13 protein-coding genes are annotated in these 15,990 nt (G+C 42.0%); 7 read left to right on the top strand and 6 right to left on the bottom strand.

Annotation, left to right across the window (positions count from 1 at the left end):
* The first annotated feature begins 46 nt into the window (after nucleotides 1–46).
* From PAARA_RS09380 to PAARA_RS09370, 3 genes are all read left to right on the top strand, one after another.
* Nucleotides 47–622 carry an RNA polymerase sigma factor gene (locus PAARA_RS09380; protein WP_062568768.1) on the top strand — a complete coding sequence of 192 codons (576 nt, stop codon included), beginning with the start codon at nucleotides 47–49 and terminating at the stop codon, nucleotides 620–622.
* Between the two features lie 23 nt (nucleotides 623–645).
* The gene (locus PAARA_RS09375) at nucleotides 646–1,671 is read left to right on the top strand and encodes a FecR family protein (RefSeq protein ID WP_062568767.1); all 1,026 of its coding nucleotides are present in this window, start codon (nucleotides 646–648) and stop codon (nucleotides 1,669–1,671) included.
* Between the two features lie 74 nt (nucleotides 1,672–1,745).
* A complete protein-coding gene (locus PAARA_RS09370) occupies nucleotides 1,746–4,418 on the top strand; it encodes a TonB-dependent receptor (RefSeq protein ID WP_062568766.1) in 2,673 nt (890 codons plus the stop codon).
* Between the two features lie 6 nt (nucleotides 4,419–4,424).
* Here the strand turns inward: PAARA_RS09370 and PAARA_RS09365 are convergent, their stop codons facing one another.
* Entirely contained in the window at nucleotides 4,425–5,426 is a 1,002-nt protein-coding gene (locus PAARA_RS09365) for a general secretion pathway protein GspB (RefSeq protein ID WP_062568765.1), read from the bottom strand.
* Between the two features lie 13 nt (nucleotides 5,427–5,439).
* A complete protein-coding gene (locus tag PAARA_RS09360) occupies nucleotides 5,440–6,360 on the bottom strand; it encodes an ExeA family protein (protein WP_062568764.1) in 921 nt (306 codons plus the stop codon).
* Between the two features lie 125 nt (nucleotides 6,361–6,485).
* Between PAARA_RS09360 and PAARA_RS09355 the strand changes: the two genes are divergently transcribed.
* Nucleotides 6,486–7,595, top strand: a complete 1,110-nt coding sequence (locus PAARA_RS09355) for a tRNA nucleotidyltransferase/poly(A) polymerase-related protein (protein ID WP_062568763.1) — start codon at nucleotides 6,486–6,488, stop codon at nucleotides 7,593–7,595.
* Here the strand turns inward: PAARA_RS09355 and PAARA_RS09350 are convergent.
* The 4 genes from PAARA_RS09350 to PAARA_RS09335 form a co-directional block, all read right to left on the bottom strand.
* Entirely contained in the window at nucleotides 7,583–8,104 is a 522-nt protein-coding gene (locus PAARA_RS09350; RefSeq protein WP_062568762.1) for an Lcl C-terminal domain-containing protein, read from the bottom strand. The genes PAARA_RS09355 and PAARA_RS09350 overlap by 13 nt on opposite strands.
* Before the next feature lies 1 nt (nucleotide 8,105).
* Entirely contained in the window at nucleotides 8,106–9,785 is a 1,680-nt protein-coding gene (locus PAARA_RS09345; protein ID WP_062568761.1) for an Lcl C-terminal domain-containing protein, read from the bottom strand.
* A 90-nt stretch (nucleotides 9,786–9,875) separates the two neighbouring features.
* Nucleotides 9,876–10,208 (bottom strand): hypothetical protein, encoded by a 333-nt coding sequence (locus PAARA_RS09340; protein WP_062568760.1) that lies wholly within the window; start codon nucleotides 10,206–10,208, stop codon nucleotides 9,876–9,878.
* Between the two features lie 23 nt (nucleotides 10,209–10,231).
* Complete coding sequence (locus PAARA_RS09335; protein ID WP_062568759.1) at nucleotides 10,232–10,948, bottom strand: DUF2982 domain-containing protein; 717 nt, start codon at nucleotides 10,946–10,948, stop codon at nucleotides 10,232–10,234.
* 241 nt (nucleotides 10,949–11,189) lie between these two features.
* On the opposite strand from PAARA_RS09335, the gene PAARA_RS09330 reads away from it, so the two are divergent.
* From PAARA_RS09330 to msrA, 3 genes are all read left to right on the top strand, one after another.
* The gene (locus PAARA_RS09330) at nucleotides 11,190–12,242 is read left to right on the top strand and encodes an efflux RND transporter periplasmic adaptor subunit (protein WP_062568830.1); all 1,053 of its coding nucleotides are present in this window, start codon (nucleotides 11,190–11,192) and stop codon (nucleotides 12,240–12,242) included.
* Between the two features lie 3 nt (nucleotides 12,243–12,245).
* The gene (locus PAARA_RS09325; RefSeq protein ID WP_062568758.1) at nucleotides 12,246–15,344 is read left to right on the top strand and encodes an efflux RND transporter permease subunit; all 3,099 of its coding nucleotides are present in this window, start codon (nucleotides 12,246–12,248) and stop codon (nucleotides 15,342–15,344) included.
* Between the two features lie 83 nt (nucleotides 15,345–15,427).
* A complete protein-coding gene (gene msrA, locus PAARA_RS09320; RefSeq protein WP_062568757.1) occupies nucleotides 15,428–15,961 on the top strand; it encodes a peptide-methionine (S)-S-oxide reductase MsrA in 534 nt (177 codons plus the stop codon).
* Nucleotides 15,962–15,990: the final 29 nt, after the last annotated feature.

The raw sequence follows: 15,990 nt of genomic DNA, 5'->3' as shown, positions 1-15,990 counted from the left end.
TCGGCTCGCTACATGCAATACAAATGGAAGAGTAGGATGCGGATTCATGCCACCGTTATTATCTTTTAGACGCAAATCCATTGATTCAGTCGATACCGAATCAGACTGTCAGCGTAGTCGCCGCCAGCAAGTTGAGCAGTTGTTTTTAAAGCAACAGCAAAAACTGATACGTCATATCATGAGTAAAGGACTAGACAAACGTGAAGCAGAAGATGTTGCGCAAGAAGCCTTTGTTAAGCTGCTAGGGTTAGAGCAAGAAAAAATAAGCAATTACATCGCTGCTTACCTGTATAAAATAGCAACAAATTTAGCAATAGATAAATTGAGACGTAAAGCACGCAGCCCATTTGATGAGTTTATCTCTGATACAGATAACAGCACGCAACCTGTCAGCTCTATAAACCCAGAGAAAACACATCATAATAATGAGTTGCTAAAAGAAATGGAAAAATCTCTCATTAGTTTGCCAGATAAATGCAGACTAGCATTCTTGTTATATAAAATACGAGGACAAAGCTACGAAGAAATAGCTTTAACCTTACAGATTTCACCCAGTATGGTAAGAAAATATGTTTTACGTGCAGTTCGTCATTGCTACCAGCAATTGCAACATGAGCTTTAGTCATGAGTTTTAAGGATCTTAGCATGAACCCATCACCGAACGACTTAGCAAATATCGAAGAGCAAGCTGCTGAGTGGTTACTTGTATTAGATGAAAAGTTTACTGAAAGCGAAACAAACCGCTACCCTGACGAGCTTAACGATTGGCTAGCTCAAAGCACAGTCCATCGTGAAGTGTTTGAAAAAATGCAGTCGCTTTGGACGGCATCAACCACATTAAGTGATGACTTTGTGACACAACAATTGGCTGAGCTTGATGCTGTTACCTCTAACAAAACAAATTCTAAATATCGCTCTATCACAAGCTATTTAGCCATAGCAGCAAGCTGCTTGCTATTTGGTTTTATTTTTTTAGTAAATCAAGAGTCGCCTTTAAAAACAATGAGCACTGTGAGCCCCCAAGCAAGTGCAAATGACAAAGTATCAAATGAATTTTTTCATACCACAATTAATGAACATCGCTCTTTTACTTTAGACGATGGCAGTCAAATAGATTTAGGTGCGAATACTCAACTTGCCGTTCGTTATAGCAGCGCATCTCGCGAACTAATTTTATACCAAGGCGAAGCACTATTTAACGTCAGTAAAGATAAACAAAGACCCTTTGTTGTACGTTATCAAAACAGTGAAGTAACAGCGTTAGGCACTGTATTTAATGTACGAGCAAATCCAGCCTCTATTCGTGTTGATGTACTAGAAGGCAGTGTCTCTGTAGCTCAACAAGACGCTGTCACACTCACTCAAGGACAAGCTGTCGAAATGACAAAGGCGGGTAAAGTCACACACACTAAAGCACAAGGTGACTCGCTGACTATGGGCTGGCAAAAAGGCTATTTAGTCTACCAAAACGCGCGCTTGGGTGATGTGCTTAATGATGTTGCAAGGTACAGTGAAGTTCAGGTTAACTTAAGCGATAAAAAACTAACAGAACTCACCTACAACGGCACATTCTTAACAACTGAAATCGAAGGTTGGTTAAGTAGTTTAGAAAAAATTTACCCTATTACAGTCACTCAAAAAGGCCGTGTTTTTACATTGACAGCAGATTAGCTAAAAGTGTCATAGCGAAAATAAGTTAAAAGTGGTACAAAGTTTAAACAATAATAAAAATATCTAATTAAACTATGTTGTTAAGACTATTAGCCACAACACTAATATGGTTAATATTATTTACTAGCAAAGCACATGCTAGCACTGACTATGCATTCGATTTAGCTGAAGCAACCTTGCAACAGCGCTTGCTTGATATTGCAGCGCAAAGTGGCTGGCAGCTCAATGCTGCCTCAATCACTGAGCATAGCGTGCTTCCACCTTTACAAGGGGACTTCACGTTGAGTGAAATACTCACTGACGTCCTGCAAGGCTCTCGCTATCAGTTCACACTCGCTTTAACTGAGCAGCGCATCTTTGTCACGCTATCAAAGCAAACGCCCACTGATGATTTTGAACGCATCATCGTGACAGGCGTCAGTGGTAAAAGTCGTAATATCTTAAATTCTTCCATTTCTATTACACAACTATCCAGCTCTAAGCTTGAGCAACAAACACCTTATTCAAGCGCTGAGGTGCTTAAAAATGTCACCGGTTTTTGGGTTGAAGACTCAGGCGGCGAAACAAACAATAATGTCTCACCAAGAGGCTTAAGAGGCGGTGAAGGGTTTCGCTTTATTAGTTTGATGGAAGATGGCTTACCCATTACGTACGATGGAATATGGGGGGATTTTTTCTTACGACCCGATCTGACCCACCAAACCATCGAAGCTGTACGTGGTGGTAGCAGCGGTATTTTTACCCTTAATGGCCCTGCGGCTATGGTGAACTATATAACAAGGCAAGGCTCTGCAATACCATTTAACCTAATCAAATTAAGTCATGGCATCAGCTATGATTACACACGCTTTGACGGTGTCTTTACGGGCCCTTTAACTGATGAACTGTTTTATACAATCGGTGGATTTTACCGTACCTCAGATGGTATTCGTGAACCTGGCTATAAAGCGGATAAAGGAGGCCAATTAAGTGCAAAAATCAGTTGGTTAACTGACAGTTTTGAGTTTGACTTTAGCTACAAACACCTAAATGATAAAACCAGCTTTTATGCTCCGCTAATTTTAGAAAATAAACAAAAAATTCAACAACTCGATAGTCTTGCCTATGACGATGGCACGTTATTGAGTGACGATTTAAAATTGTTAGCGTTTCGCACTCCTGAAGGCCCGCTTGTTCATGATTTGGGTGATGCTCAGCACACACAAATGAATAGCTACACGTTAGTATTTAAAGCACCACTGAGTGACAAAGTAAATATCACTAACCGCACTCGTTACGCTAAGCTAAACAATGAACTTTACACGCTTATGAACTTAGGCAACCAAACCATTGTTGATGCCCAAAGCCGTTTACAACAACAAGATATAACCGATTTTAAACACTCTTTTGCAGATAAAGATTTAACCGCACAGTACCGACGGGTAAGCGACCACAAATTAATCGATGACCCTAGCCGCCTCAATGAAAATGGCTTAGTCACCTCCAGTTTCCCACTGCACTCACACTACAAACAACAACAGTTGATTAACCACTTTCGAATCAATTACCTTGATGATCACTGGTCACTCAGCTTAGGGCATATTTATGCGCGTAGCGACTTTAGCTCATTACCCCTTGACCAATGGCTTGGTGAATTACTCACTGATGTAAAGCATCAACCTGATCGTTTAGAAATTGTACTGATAAATAATCAAGGAGAAGTTGTTGGTAACTTCAATGAACAAGGCTTTTTATCGTATGCGGGTCCTGTGTATTTAAAAGGAGTCGGTTTATCTGAGTCCCATTCTTTTTATGCTAATTTTGATTGGCAAATCACAGACAGCCTTAGGTTTGACCTTGCGCTTCGTAATGAAAATCTCAACTTAGACAGCACCCTATTTGAAGGCGCAATATCACCAACCGATTCGCTAAAGCCTTATTACTCGCATTACCTTGCCCCAAGTTCACTACATGACACATTTAACCAAACAGCGTTTAGTGTTGGCGCGAATTATCAGATACAGCAACACCTTGCCGTATTTGCTCGCTATTCAGACGCTTTTGAAATGCCTCGATTAATTAATTTTGGTAATGCGCGTGGTTGGGCTTCCAACAATATTGAGCGAGACCTGCAAAACTTTGGCAAACCAATACGTTTAACCTTGGGTGAAATCGGCTTACGACTGCAAACATCACACTGGCAATTTAGTGGGGCTTTATTTGATACTAATTTTGACCCGCTTCCTTTTACTGTTTATAGAGGTGCAACGGGACCACAAAAGGCAATTTTAATTAACACACAAACGCAAGGGTTAGAATTTGAATTCAGCTACCAATACAACGCATCTTGGCAATTCAAAGGCGTTGGGGTATGGCAAGATGCAGGGTTCTACGGGATCCCATCATCCCTTCCTCAAAGCGAGTTTAATGGTAACCAAATAACCCGTACACCTGAGCTACAGTTTCGACTGACACCTGAGTATAAGTCAGACAATTTTCAAGCTGCGATCACATGGGCTTACATCGGCGAGCGATACTCCGATACCGCCAATCAATTCGCATTGCCAGCTTATCAAACATGGGATTTTTTCAGTGAGTTCACAATGAATGAGCAGTTAAGCTTACAGCTAGAAATTAAAAACCTCACCAACACGCTTGGTTTAACAGAAGGCAATCCCAGAGATGATTTAAACCACCAAGATCCCCTATTTTATGGGCGACCTATATTTGGTCGTAATATAAAAGTCGCCCTAAGCTATCAGTTTTAGTAAAACCTATTCAGGCCAATCTTGTAGTGCTTTCAAAGTAAACTCGTAACCATCGTAACTGAGCAAACTTTGCTCTGGCGTAATCTCGACCACTGACAGCACACCTATACTGTCACCTTCATATAATTCACGGCCATTTAGCTTAATCCAACGTTTTGATGTTTCTGACGCATAAATATGTGCCTGATACTTAATCGTAGGTAACTGGTTTTGTAACGATACAGGTAATAGCTCAATGGGCTCGGCATAGGATGAGTTTTTCGTACTGTGAGTGACTTCTGAAAAATGCTGACTATCAACATCCTGCACCGCTTTAGCAAATGCATCTTTCAACGTATCGGGCACATCTTTAAGCTCGTCATTGTCGAGGGTTTGCTGAGGGGGGGCTGATGGCTCGCTATTTAGCGGCTTACCCAATACCTTATATTTACTTAAATCAAGACCTTGGTCGCTTACCTGTCGCGAGCTATTATTTTGCGTCACTTGCACAGGCTGTGAAAACTGCGGCTGTGTTTGATAAACCGGTTGACCTTGATAAATTGGCTGTTGATAAACAGGCTGCCCCTGATTGACATACACAGGAACTGAATTTACTGGCACCTGAACCCATTGATATTGTTGCCCTTGCACAGGCATTTGCTGCATTGAAGGTTGCGGGAGTTGTGTTGACGTTACAGCCGCATTTATTGCGTGTGGCTGAGCAGCCGTTTGCGCAGCGTCAGTGGCAGCTTGTTCCGTATTCTCCACTGTCTCTTTTTTATCAAGCGTTTGCTGCGTGCTTGTAACAACTGCGCTATCCAATGACTTATTATTTTGTAGCCATTTGCCAATTGAAAACCCTGCCATCAGCGTCAAAATCGCAGCTAATAAAAGCCCAAATGACAGGGCAAGGCGTCTGTAACGAGTTAATTCCTGCTGCTGTTTTAATTGTAATGCAGCTTGGTCATGCTCAGCGGCGGTTTGCTCATGCTGACCAGATTGTTTAATTGCATCTAAAAGTAATGACATAAATGAGCACTCTTTATATTAAGTAGGATAAACCAATACCCACACCTAAGACGACTAAAAATGAAACAGGGTAAAGCCAAACATAATTGGATTGTGTATTGGCGGTTGCTGTAATGACTGTGCTACTTGGTGGCAAAGCTTCCTCGGCAGAACGCATCACCAGTTCACTATCTATGCTCAACTTTTGTTGAGAAAAAGCACCCACTAAACAGCGTTCACACAATAGGTTAATCAATCTCGGGACGCCCTGCGTCACTTGATAGATAGCCTTTAGAGCATCCCTGGAGAACAACGCTTGTTCGGTTCCTGCTTTAGACAAACGATGTTTAACATACGCAAATACTTGCCCTTCTGTTAGCGGTAATAGGTGATAGCGTGCTGTTATACGCTGTGCCAATTGCCTAAGTTCTGTGCGTTTAAGTAATGCTTGTAGCTCTGGTTGTCCCACTAAAACGATTTGTAATAGCTTTTTATGATCCGTTTCTATATTGGTCAATAAACGCAATTGCTCAAGTACATCAGGAGCAAGTAATTGCGCTTCATCAATAATTAAAATGGTGTGGCCACCCGCGCTATTATTTGACTCCAAATGCTTTTTGATCACATCGGTTAATGTTTTCAACGTCGCATTATTGCTGTCGTAAGTAATATTTAATTCATCACAAATACTGGCCAACAATTCAAGTTGCGATAAGGCAGGATTATGAATTTGTGCAACTTGTGTATTTTCTGGAAGCTGTTCTTGCAGGCTTCTTGTTAATGTTGTTTTCCCTGTCCCCACCTCACCTGTCAGCAATACAAACCCTCCCGCTTCTCCTAGGCCGTAAGTTAGATGCGCTAACGCTTCTTTGTGGCGTTCACTGAGAAATAAATATTCAGGGTTCGGAGCAATCGAAAAAGGTTTTTCTGACAAGCCAAAATAGCTTAAATACACCGTGATATTCCTTGCGTTTAAAATCACGGCCTATAATGGCAAAAAAAAACGCCACTTAAAACCTTGTTCGCATTTTAATGAATAAATAACGTAAAATACCAAAAAGGCAAAATAGCAGGTGAACTATGCAGGTTTATTTAGTGGGTGGCGCAGTCAGGGATGCCCTACTGGGTCGTGAGATAAAAGAGCGTGATTACGTTGTGGTTGGTGCGACACCAGAAGAACTACTTAAGCAAGGCTATCAACAAGTTGGTAAAGATTTTCCTGTTTTTTTACATCCAAAAACAAAAGAAGAATATGCACTCGCTCGCACAGAGCGAAAGCAAGGGGAAGGGTATACTGGCTTTATTTGCGACTTCGCCCCTGATGTCACCTTAGAAGAAGATTTAATACGCCGTGATCTGACCGTTAATGCCATTGCTCAAGCGAAAGACGGCACATTGTTCGATCCATTCAACGGCCAAGATGATATTAAAAACCGTATCTTACGCCATGTGTCTGATGCCTTTAGTGAAGATCCTTTACGCATTCTCCGTGTTGCTCGCTTTGCAGCACGCTATCATTACTTAGGCTTTACCATTGCACCTGAAACTAACCGTTTGCTTATGTCTATGGTGGCGAATGGCGAGCTTGAAACGCTCACCGCAGAACGTATTTGGCTAGAATGCGAAAAGTCATTAAGTGATGGAGCCTTCGCGGAATTTTTAAATGTATTATTCGATATAAAAGGCTTACACGTAATCAGCCCTTTCCTTGAAAAGCAGTGGGACAGTGACTTATATCGCACCTTACAAGCCCGCTTTAATTATGCACAGCAACGTGGAATTACCAATACTGCATTACTGTTTAGCCAAGTAACACTTTCGCTCAGTGAAGAGGCAATTAAAACGCTCGCTCAGAAAATTCGTTTACCCAATGAAGTACGAGATTTAGCATTAAACGCGCAAGCGCACAGGCAAACACTGTGTGCTAATCAATTAGATAGCAATGCAGTTCTTAGCTGCTTTAATCAGCTTGATTTGTGGCGACGCCCAGAGCGCTTCGAGCAAGTTTTAGAAGCGCTTGAGATCAGTGAACAAAAACCACTTAACTTTGCTAATGAACTTGAACAAGCAGCCAAGCAAGCACGCGCTGTCAATCCTCAGCAGTTTATTGCTCAAGGTATAAAAGGGGCTGATATAAAAACCGCGCTTGAAAAAGCGCGGTTAAAAATAATTCAACGTTACTTTTCGTAACGAACTAGGCGTAAATACAGATCCGACGTTTTCGCATGTAAGCTATTTACGCCTTTATCAAATTGATAAACCCAAGCAAGATCAGTTCGTTCTTTACCTGAGGTACTGCTCCAGTAGTTTTGTAATTTGGTGGCATAGAAAACTTGTTCATTAATGCTCGGTTGAACACATTGATGTTCTAAAATGCTTGCCAATTCTTTTATGTTTGGCACATGCCAGTCGCTATACTGAGCATAATCACTCATCGTTGCGCCGCGTAATGCCTCACCCCATGATAATTGTTGGCTCGTTCCTTCACAGTTTAATGTTTCTGTATTATAGCTTTGACCAAAGCTACAGCGTTGCCACATTAACCCTGTTTTGCTATCGCTTACCGTGCCATCGTCATTAATAACAAACCGCGTTGTTGGCGTCGTTTCTGCGACACCGTCGTAACACACTTGTGCTTGAGCAACACCGGCTGATGCTGCAAATAATCCAACCGATACTAGCAAAGATAATTGACGCATTTTACTCTCCTGGTGTTCTGACTAAGCGAACAAACGCTGTATTGTTTTTTGGATACGCTAAATCGTTCGCGCTACTCATATCAATAATATAGGCCTGCGATAGACTCGTACCATCAGCAGCAGTTTGTGATGTCCAGTACGGCATAAATGCGTCACTATTACTGCTTAACTGGGTCGCATCAGGTTGATTTGGGAAAAACTCACTACTCAGTAAGCTTGCTTCACCTTGTTTAGAGTAATCGAGCAAGCCTTGCAACTCAGTATAAGTAGGCACTCGCCAGTTTGTGCCCCCGCAAAAATCAGTGGCATTAACTTCTTCTACATAAGTTTGTAAACCACAGGCGGTATTACTTGGACATGTTGAATTTGGCGCACCTTGTACACTTCCTGTTTGTGCTCCATTTCCCTCATCTAAATACCAAGTGTAGTGATTTGTTGAGGCACGGACAGTCGTTGCCGGTGGTAGAGCTGAACTTGCCGCTTTTACTTCCCAAATTAACCCCGTCACATTATCTCGAACGCAGCTAAAGTTTGTGGCATCATCGGGCAACTCATCTGCAAATTGGTTTAATTTTGTGAAATCAAATGCCAAGTCGCCTTGCCCCACCTTATCAAGCTGATTAGCAACACTGTCTCTGCCTAAATCAGCATCTTGATTTGGGAAATCGTCACTGTTGCAATTAATTTTTTGCGAATTGTTATAACAATCATTCATGCCCGTATCGTTAATGTAACCAAGTGGTTTAGGGCGAATATCAATAACCACTGTATCGGTATCACTACGTGACTTACTATCCGTTACAGTGACTTCAAAACTGAGTTCCGTGTCTGAATCAACATCTGGGGCAGTGAATGAAGTGATACATTGATTTTGATTTGCAAGTGTCACAACCTCACCCGTTACCTGCTGCCAAAAACATTGCTTGGTTGTGGTAACAACCTCACTATTAGTCGCATCAAGTGTTACGGTGTCAAACTCAATAACCTGCTGATCTTGCCCTGCATTTGCAACAATAATCTCGTTCGTTTTATTTAACGTAAACGTTTGTTCGATACTTGCTGAGCCCCCTTCGTCATCAGTGACAGTCAACTGCCATGTCATTTGTGTATTCGCTTCAAGCAGAGGATGATTAAAGCTGATTGTTTTATCTGTATAGCTATTGATAACGAGATCTGGGCCTGACAGTTGTGACCAAAGATAACCGTTTATTGAACCATTTTCGTCAAGATCGAACGACTCTTCACCACTTAAAATAATTTCATCATTATACTGAGAAGGGAGTTCTTCAGGGGCGATTTGTGTGATCACAGGTTGTGGAAGCTGATTATTAGAGCTGATAAAAATGCTCACTTCATCACTCACTAACTGACCATCAGCTGTTTGGTAATCCACACGAAGTACCAGTTCTGAATCGAGCTTAATATCAGGCGCAGTTAAAGATTGCTCAGCACCATCAGCAGGAAACCCTTCTATAGCGGGGCCACTCACCCGCTGCCAAGTAAAGGTACCATCCGCTGGCGAGCCTTTTGCCACGACAGTAAATTCACTTTTTTCTATTATTTGTTGATCTGCGCCTGCGTTAACTGTCGCAGCAGTAGGGGTATTGTCGCTATCACTACCACCACCGCCACATGCTGTTAGTGTTGTTATAACAATAGCAAGAAGGGGCACTCGTCTCATGTTAATCACCTTAGAAAACAAAGCCAGAGTCATTTCCAGCCGTCAAATTAGTGAATAGCAAGCAAGTAAAGTGCCAAATTAAAGAAGGGCTTAGAGATAGCTATCCTGATGAATACGCACAAATAGCTTAGTGCCTATTTTACTGTAATCCACCTTATATTCACGTCCATCTAAGGATTGAATAAAGAGCAACCGCTTTTCTTCTGCGAAAACATCTGCACTCGTAATATAAACCATTTCAAGGTAGCGCTCTTTCGCTTCACGACGATTTTTTGGCAGTTCTTCTTTAAAAGGTTCAAGCCCGTTTTGGGTCACCTTAATTCGTGGGTGGTTTTCGCCATTCACGATAACTAGATCGAGCTTTCTATCTTTATGAATTATCGTGTTTCGACCACTTTTAATAAAAGAACGTTCTTGACTCATAGCCTTATCCTGCTTACTACCACCTAACGATTCACATTTTTGTGTAATTGAGTATTTATAAACTCATTAGGGTTTAATTTCCAACGATTTAAATATGCACTAAATTGCCAAATATCAGTATCGAGTACATTGGCAGGTAACAGTAGATCATACCCTGTCAATTGACCAAGATGCCGTGTTCGATTGGCAAACATAGCTATCAATCCTTTGTAACGCTGCCCGCTTGGAGCCGTGTATTGCGTATCCTCAATTAACCATTCTGATGGGCAATCCCCATTTTTGCAATGTTTTTGAACTACTTGCATAAACAGGTGACGCTGCTCAATCAATAATCGCCCTGCGATTCTTGGCTGTATCTGCATCAAAAACTCATCTATGTTATTGAGTTTAATACCAACTGCATTTAACTCAAGGTATTCTAAGCCTTGTTCCACTTTTGGTATACCACTATGATGAAAATTCTCTCTATTTAACTGCCAATATCCGACTTTATGACGATAAATGAGCGCATCTTCGCAGAATGTGAAACTAAAGTAGGGTTCCTGCGTTTTTAAATAACCAATGAATATCGCTGCAATACAGCTACTCGCGAGAAAAATCTCGATAATGCTAATTTCGCCAGGCCTTAGCAAATTAAATAACATAATAAATGTTAGCCCAATCCCACCCACTAGCAAAAACTCGATACCATGACGGGATGCGTGAGCACGAATATTCAAAATATCAGACATATTAACCATACACAGAAAAATAAAATACGAACATAACAATGCCCACTAACACGACTTTTCGTAACATCAGGCAGTAGTTACATTTTGACTCTTTACTCATAGCAAACACTCACTTTTAGTTACATTTCAGGAACAAACTCAGCCATTTTTTTACTTTTACGCCAAATGCACAAATTTACGGGATACCTGACATACTCGACACGTACTAATTTTGTACACTACACTCAACTAATTCTCTGGTAACACAATGATGTATTCTACACAATCTGGCAAAGCGCTTTTTCCTTTTATTATTACCCTGTTATTAGGGTTATGTGTTTATTTGTACTTACCTTCAAGCCAAGGTGAACAAACTGGCTTTGGTGATACTGCAACTCAGGTCAGCGCACACACCGTTACCTCAGAAGAAAATGCGGTACTTATCGAAGCAATAGGTAGTGCTCGCGCTAACCAAGCCATTTATATTCGTAGTGCCCAAAGTGATTATGTGACTGATATCTACTTTAATGATGGCGACTTGGTCAGTAAAGGTCAAAAACTCGTACAACTTCAGTCACAAGAAGAACAACTGACCGTTAAAGAACTCAGTATTAACCTAAGAGAAGAAAAACGCCAACTAGAGCGTTTAACCGAGCTTTCACGCTCACAAGCAACAGCTAAATCATTACTTGAAGAGCAATTATCACGTGTAGATGCAACCGAAGCTCAGCTTGAAAGTGCAAAAACAAAACTAGCCGAAATGACAATTACAGCGCCATTCTCGGGATTGTTAGGTAAACGTGAAATATCTATTGGTACCTATGTAAGTAGCACCACAAATATTACCACCTTGGATGACATCAGCATTATTAAAGTTGATTTTAAAGTGCCTGAAAAATACCTAGCACAATTACAGCTTGGTATGAAAGTCATGACTCAAAACGATGCCTACCCAGAAAAAACCTTTAATGGCAAAGTGACTCATATTAGCTCACGTATTGATTCTGTAACACGCAGTGTTGAAGTAACAGCTAGCTTTGTAAATAGTAGCCGTTTACTACGCCCAGGTATGCTACTAAATACCGCCTTGCAGCTTAGTTCAAACCAAGCGCTTATGGTGCCAGAAAAAGCGGTTATTCCTCAGCAGGATAAACACTATGTTTTCCAAATTGAAGACGGCGTGGTGAACAAGGTTGAAGTACACGTTGCTGGCCGTCACAATGGCTGGGTTGCTATTGATAAGGGCCTTGAGAATGGCCAACAAGTTGTCACCGAAGGGATCATTAAAATCCGTACCGGCAGTAAAGTTAGTATCAAGGGCTAAAGCATGAAAATTACAGATACTAGCGTTAAACGTCCGGTCTTTGCGATCGTAATAAACTTATTGCTGCTTACCTTTGGTCTCGTTGCATTTTCAATGCTACCACTGCGTGAATACCCTGATATTGAAACGCCAATTGTGAGTGTAAGCACTGAGTACACAGGGGCCAGCGCAGAGATTATCGAAACCAAAATAACCCAAGTACTCGAAAACCGTATATCGGGTATTGAAGGCATAAAAAGTATTAACTCATCAAGCCGAAATGGCCGCTCTAACATCACCATTGAGTTTAATATCAGTCGTGATATTGATGCCGCATCAAACGATGTTCGTGAGCGTGTAGCGAGAGCACTTGATAGCCTACCGGAACAAGTTCGCCCACCCGAAGTATCAAAATCGAATAGTGATGAGAGTCCGATTGCTTGGTTCGTGCTAAACAGTACAACGATGGACTCATTACAGCTATCTGACTACGCACAGCGTTTTATTGTCGACCGTTTAGCCGTTGTTGACGGTGTTTCAAACGTTCGTGTAGGTGGTGAGCGTAAATACGCAATGAAAATTTGGCTAAACCGCAAAGCCATGGCTGCTCGAGGTATCACCAGCAGTGACATCGAAAATACCCTTCGTACAGAAAACGTAGAACTTCCTGCGGGTGAAATTGAATCGATTGACCGTGATTTTACCGTTCGTACTGCCCGTAGTTATAAAGACCAGCGTGATTTTAGAAACCTTGTAATTAAGCGTGGTGATGACGGCTACTTAGTTCGCCTTGGCGAAGTTGCAGATGTTCACTTAGAAGCGGCCGACGACGAAAGCCTATTTCGTGGTAATGGTCGAAATATGATTGGTTTGGGTATCGTAAAGCAAGCCAAAGCGAATACCTTAACTGTGGTTGATAACGCTCGCGCTGAGCTTGAAAAAATCAAACGCAACTTACCTGAAGGTACCACCATTGAAGACAGTTATGACTCGTCTGTTTTCATCAAAGAATCGATTGATGAGGTGTACCGTACCCTCGCAATTTCAATGGCACTCGTTGTCTTAGTTATTTACTTATTCCTTGGCAATATTCGCGCAACCTTAGTGCCGGCAGTAACAGTACCTGTGGCTCTTGTTGGTAGCTTTATGTTCTTACTTGCAATGGGCTACTCAATCAACTTACTTACCCTGCTCGCTTTAGTGCTAGCTATCGGCCTAGTGGTAGATGACGCCATTGTGATGCTTGAAAATATCCACCGCCGAATTGAGCTTGGCGAGCCGCCTTTACTTGCGGCTTTTCGTGGTGCCCGAGAAGTGGGGTTTGCTATTATTGCCACCACACTTGTGCTTATTTCTGTATTCGTACCGCTGGTATTTATGGATGGCCGAATTGGTGCGTTATTTACCGAGTTTGCTATGGCGGTGAGTGCTGCGGTGTTCTTTTCAAGTATCACAGCACTGACACTGTCTCCCGCTTTATGCTCAAAAGTACTTAAAGCCTCGGAGAAAGAAAGTAAATTTAGCCAATGGATGGATCGCTCGTTTAGCAAAATAGAGAATGCCTATCGCAACTCACTGCAATCGAACATGAGCCGTAAATGGGGTCTATTATTTACCATGATCTTAATGGGTGTTGTCAGCTTTATGCTATTTAAGCAGGTACCATCTGAGCTCACTCCAAAGGAAGACCGCGGCACTTTCTTTATCATGATGAGCGGCCCTGAAGGCGCAAGTTATGAGAATAATGCGGCAAACATGGCCAAAATTGAAGAGCGTTTAATGCCTTACTCTGAGTCAGGAGAATTAAGCCGCGTACTTATTCGTGTACCAGGTTGGGGCGGCCAAGGTGGTGTAGCAATCGTTGGTATGGCCGATTGGGATAAACGTAAGCGTTCAACATGGGAAGTGATGGACGAAATTAGCGGTAAAATGACCGAAGTGACAGATATTAGAGCATTTGCAATTATGCGCCGCGGTATTGGTGGCGGTGGTTCATCGCGCCCAATTGAGTTTGTGTTGCAAGGTAACGATTATGACCAACTTGCCGATTGGCGAGACCGCATCATAGAGCGTGCAGAGAAAAACCCTGGCCTTGTGCGTATTGACCATGATTATAAAGAAACGTTTCCACAGTTTTTAATCAATATAAACAAGAATAAAGCCGCAGATTTAGGCGTATCCGTTTCCGATGTAGGCCGCACTTTAGAGACCATGTTAGGGCAACGACGTGTCACAACCTTTATCGACCGTGGTGAAGAGTATGACATAATTCTCAAAGGGACCAAGGAAGACTTTGCTAACCCAACAGATATCTCGAATATCTACTTGAAATCGCGCAGTGGTGAACTCGTTCCACTGGACAGCCTTATTACCTTAAAAGAAGAAGCAACCGCATCGCGATTAAACCGTTACAACCGTATGCGTGCAATCACGTTAAGTGCAAACTTAGCTGATGGCTACACACTAGAAGAAGCACTTAATTTCTTAAACCAAGTAGCCGCTGAAGAAAATGACATTGATGGAGCCATTGATTACAAAGGTGAATCGCAGTTGTTTTACGAAGGTGCATCAGCGATGACCTATGTGTTCATTCTTGCGCTCACAGTGACCTTCTTGGTACTTGCAGCCCAATTTGAAAGCTTTGTACATCCCTTTGTGATCATGCTAACCGTGCCACTTGGCCTAGTTGGCGCGCTCTTTGGTTTATGGTTTACAGATCTGACGTTAAATATTTACAGCCAAATAGGTATCGTGATGTTGATTGGTTTGAGCGCCAAGAACGGTATCTTAATTGTTGAATTTGCTAACCAACTACGTGACAAAGGCGTTGAATTTAACGAAGCCATTACCCAAGCGGCAACACAACGCTTACGCCCTATCATCATGACGTCACTCACCACTGTGATGAGCTCTGTCCCGCTTGTACTTGCAAGTGGCCCAGGTGCAGAGAGCCGAATGGTTATTGGTGTTGTGGTATTTACCGGTGTTATTGTAGCTACGCTACTAACATTATATGTAGTTCCCGCAGCGTACACAGCGCTTGCCCGTAATACTCAGTCACCCGAATACTTACAAGGTAAACTTGAACAGCAAGCGAAAGACAAACCGCTGGAAGACATTTAACGAGTCTTTAGCGATAATAAAACGCCGTCTTTACGGCGTTTTGTTTTTTCAGCTATAGTCAGCAAAAAGGTGAGGAAATTAAAATGGAAAACAACATACAAATAGCCACTTTTGGCGGTGGTTGCTTCTGGTGTATTGATGCCGCATTTAGACGTGTTAAAGGTGTGCTAAACGTCAGCTCTGGTTATGCTGGTGGTGACATTGAAAACCCGAGTTATCAGCAAATTTGTACTGGCTTAACCGGTCACGCCGAAGTCGTTCAGCTTGATTTTGACAGCAGTATTATTAGTTACCACAGCTTACTTGAAATGTTTTTTACTTTGCACGATGCCACGCAACTAAACCGTCAAGGTAATGATGTTGGCACCCAGTATCGCAGTGTTATTTATTACCACGATGAACAACAAAAAGTGGCGGCTGAGACAATGATTGCTGATTTACAAAAGCAAATTCGCGAGCCAATAGTCACTGAAATAAGCCCACTCACTAACTTTTACCCTGCGGAGCAATACCATCAAGACTACTATACCGAAAACCCTAACCAAGGCTATTGCAGTATTCTTATTGCACCTAAACTTGAAAAATTCGCTCAGCATTACGCAGATAAACTAAAATAAAAAAAGCCCGCTAAGTAGGTAGCGAGCTT

The sequence above is a fragment of the Pseudoalteromonas arabiensis genome (assembly GCF_001550155.1).
Lineage (GTDB): Bacteria > Pseudomonadota > Gammaproteobacteria > Enterobacterales > Alteromonadaceae > Pseudoalteromonas > Pseudoalteromonas arabiensis.
The sequence above is the reverse complement of the archived record's forward strand: the minus strand, read 5'-3'. Positions and strand labels throughout refer to the sequence as shown.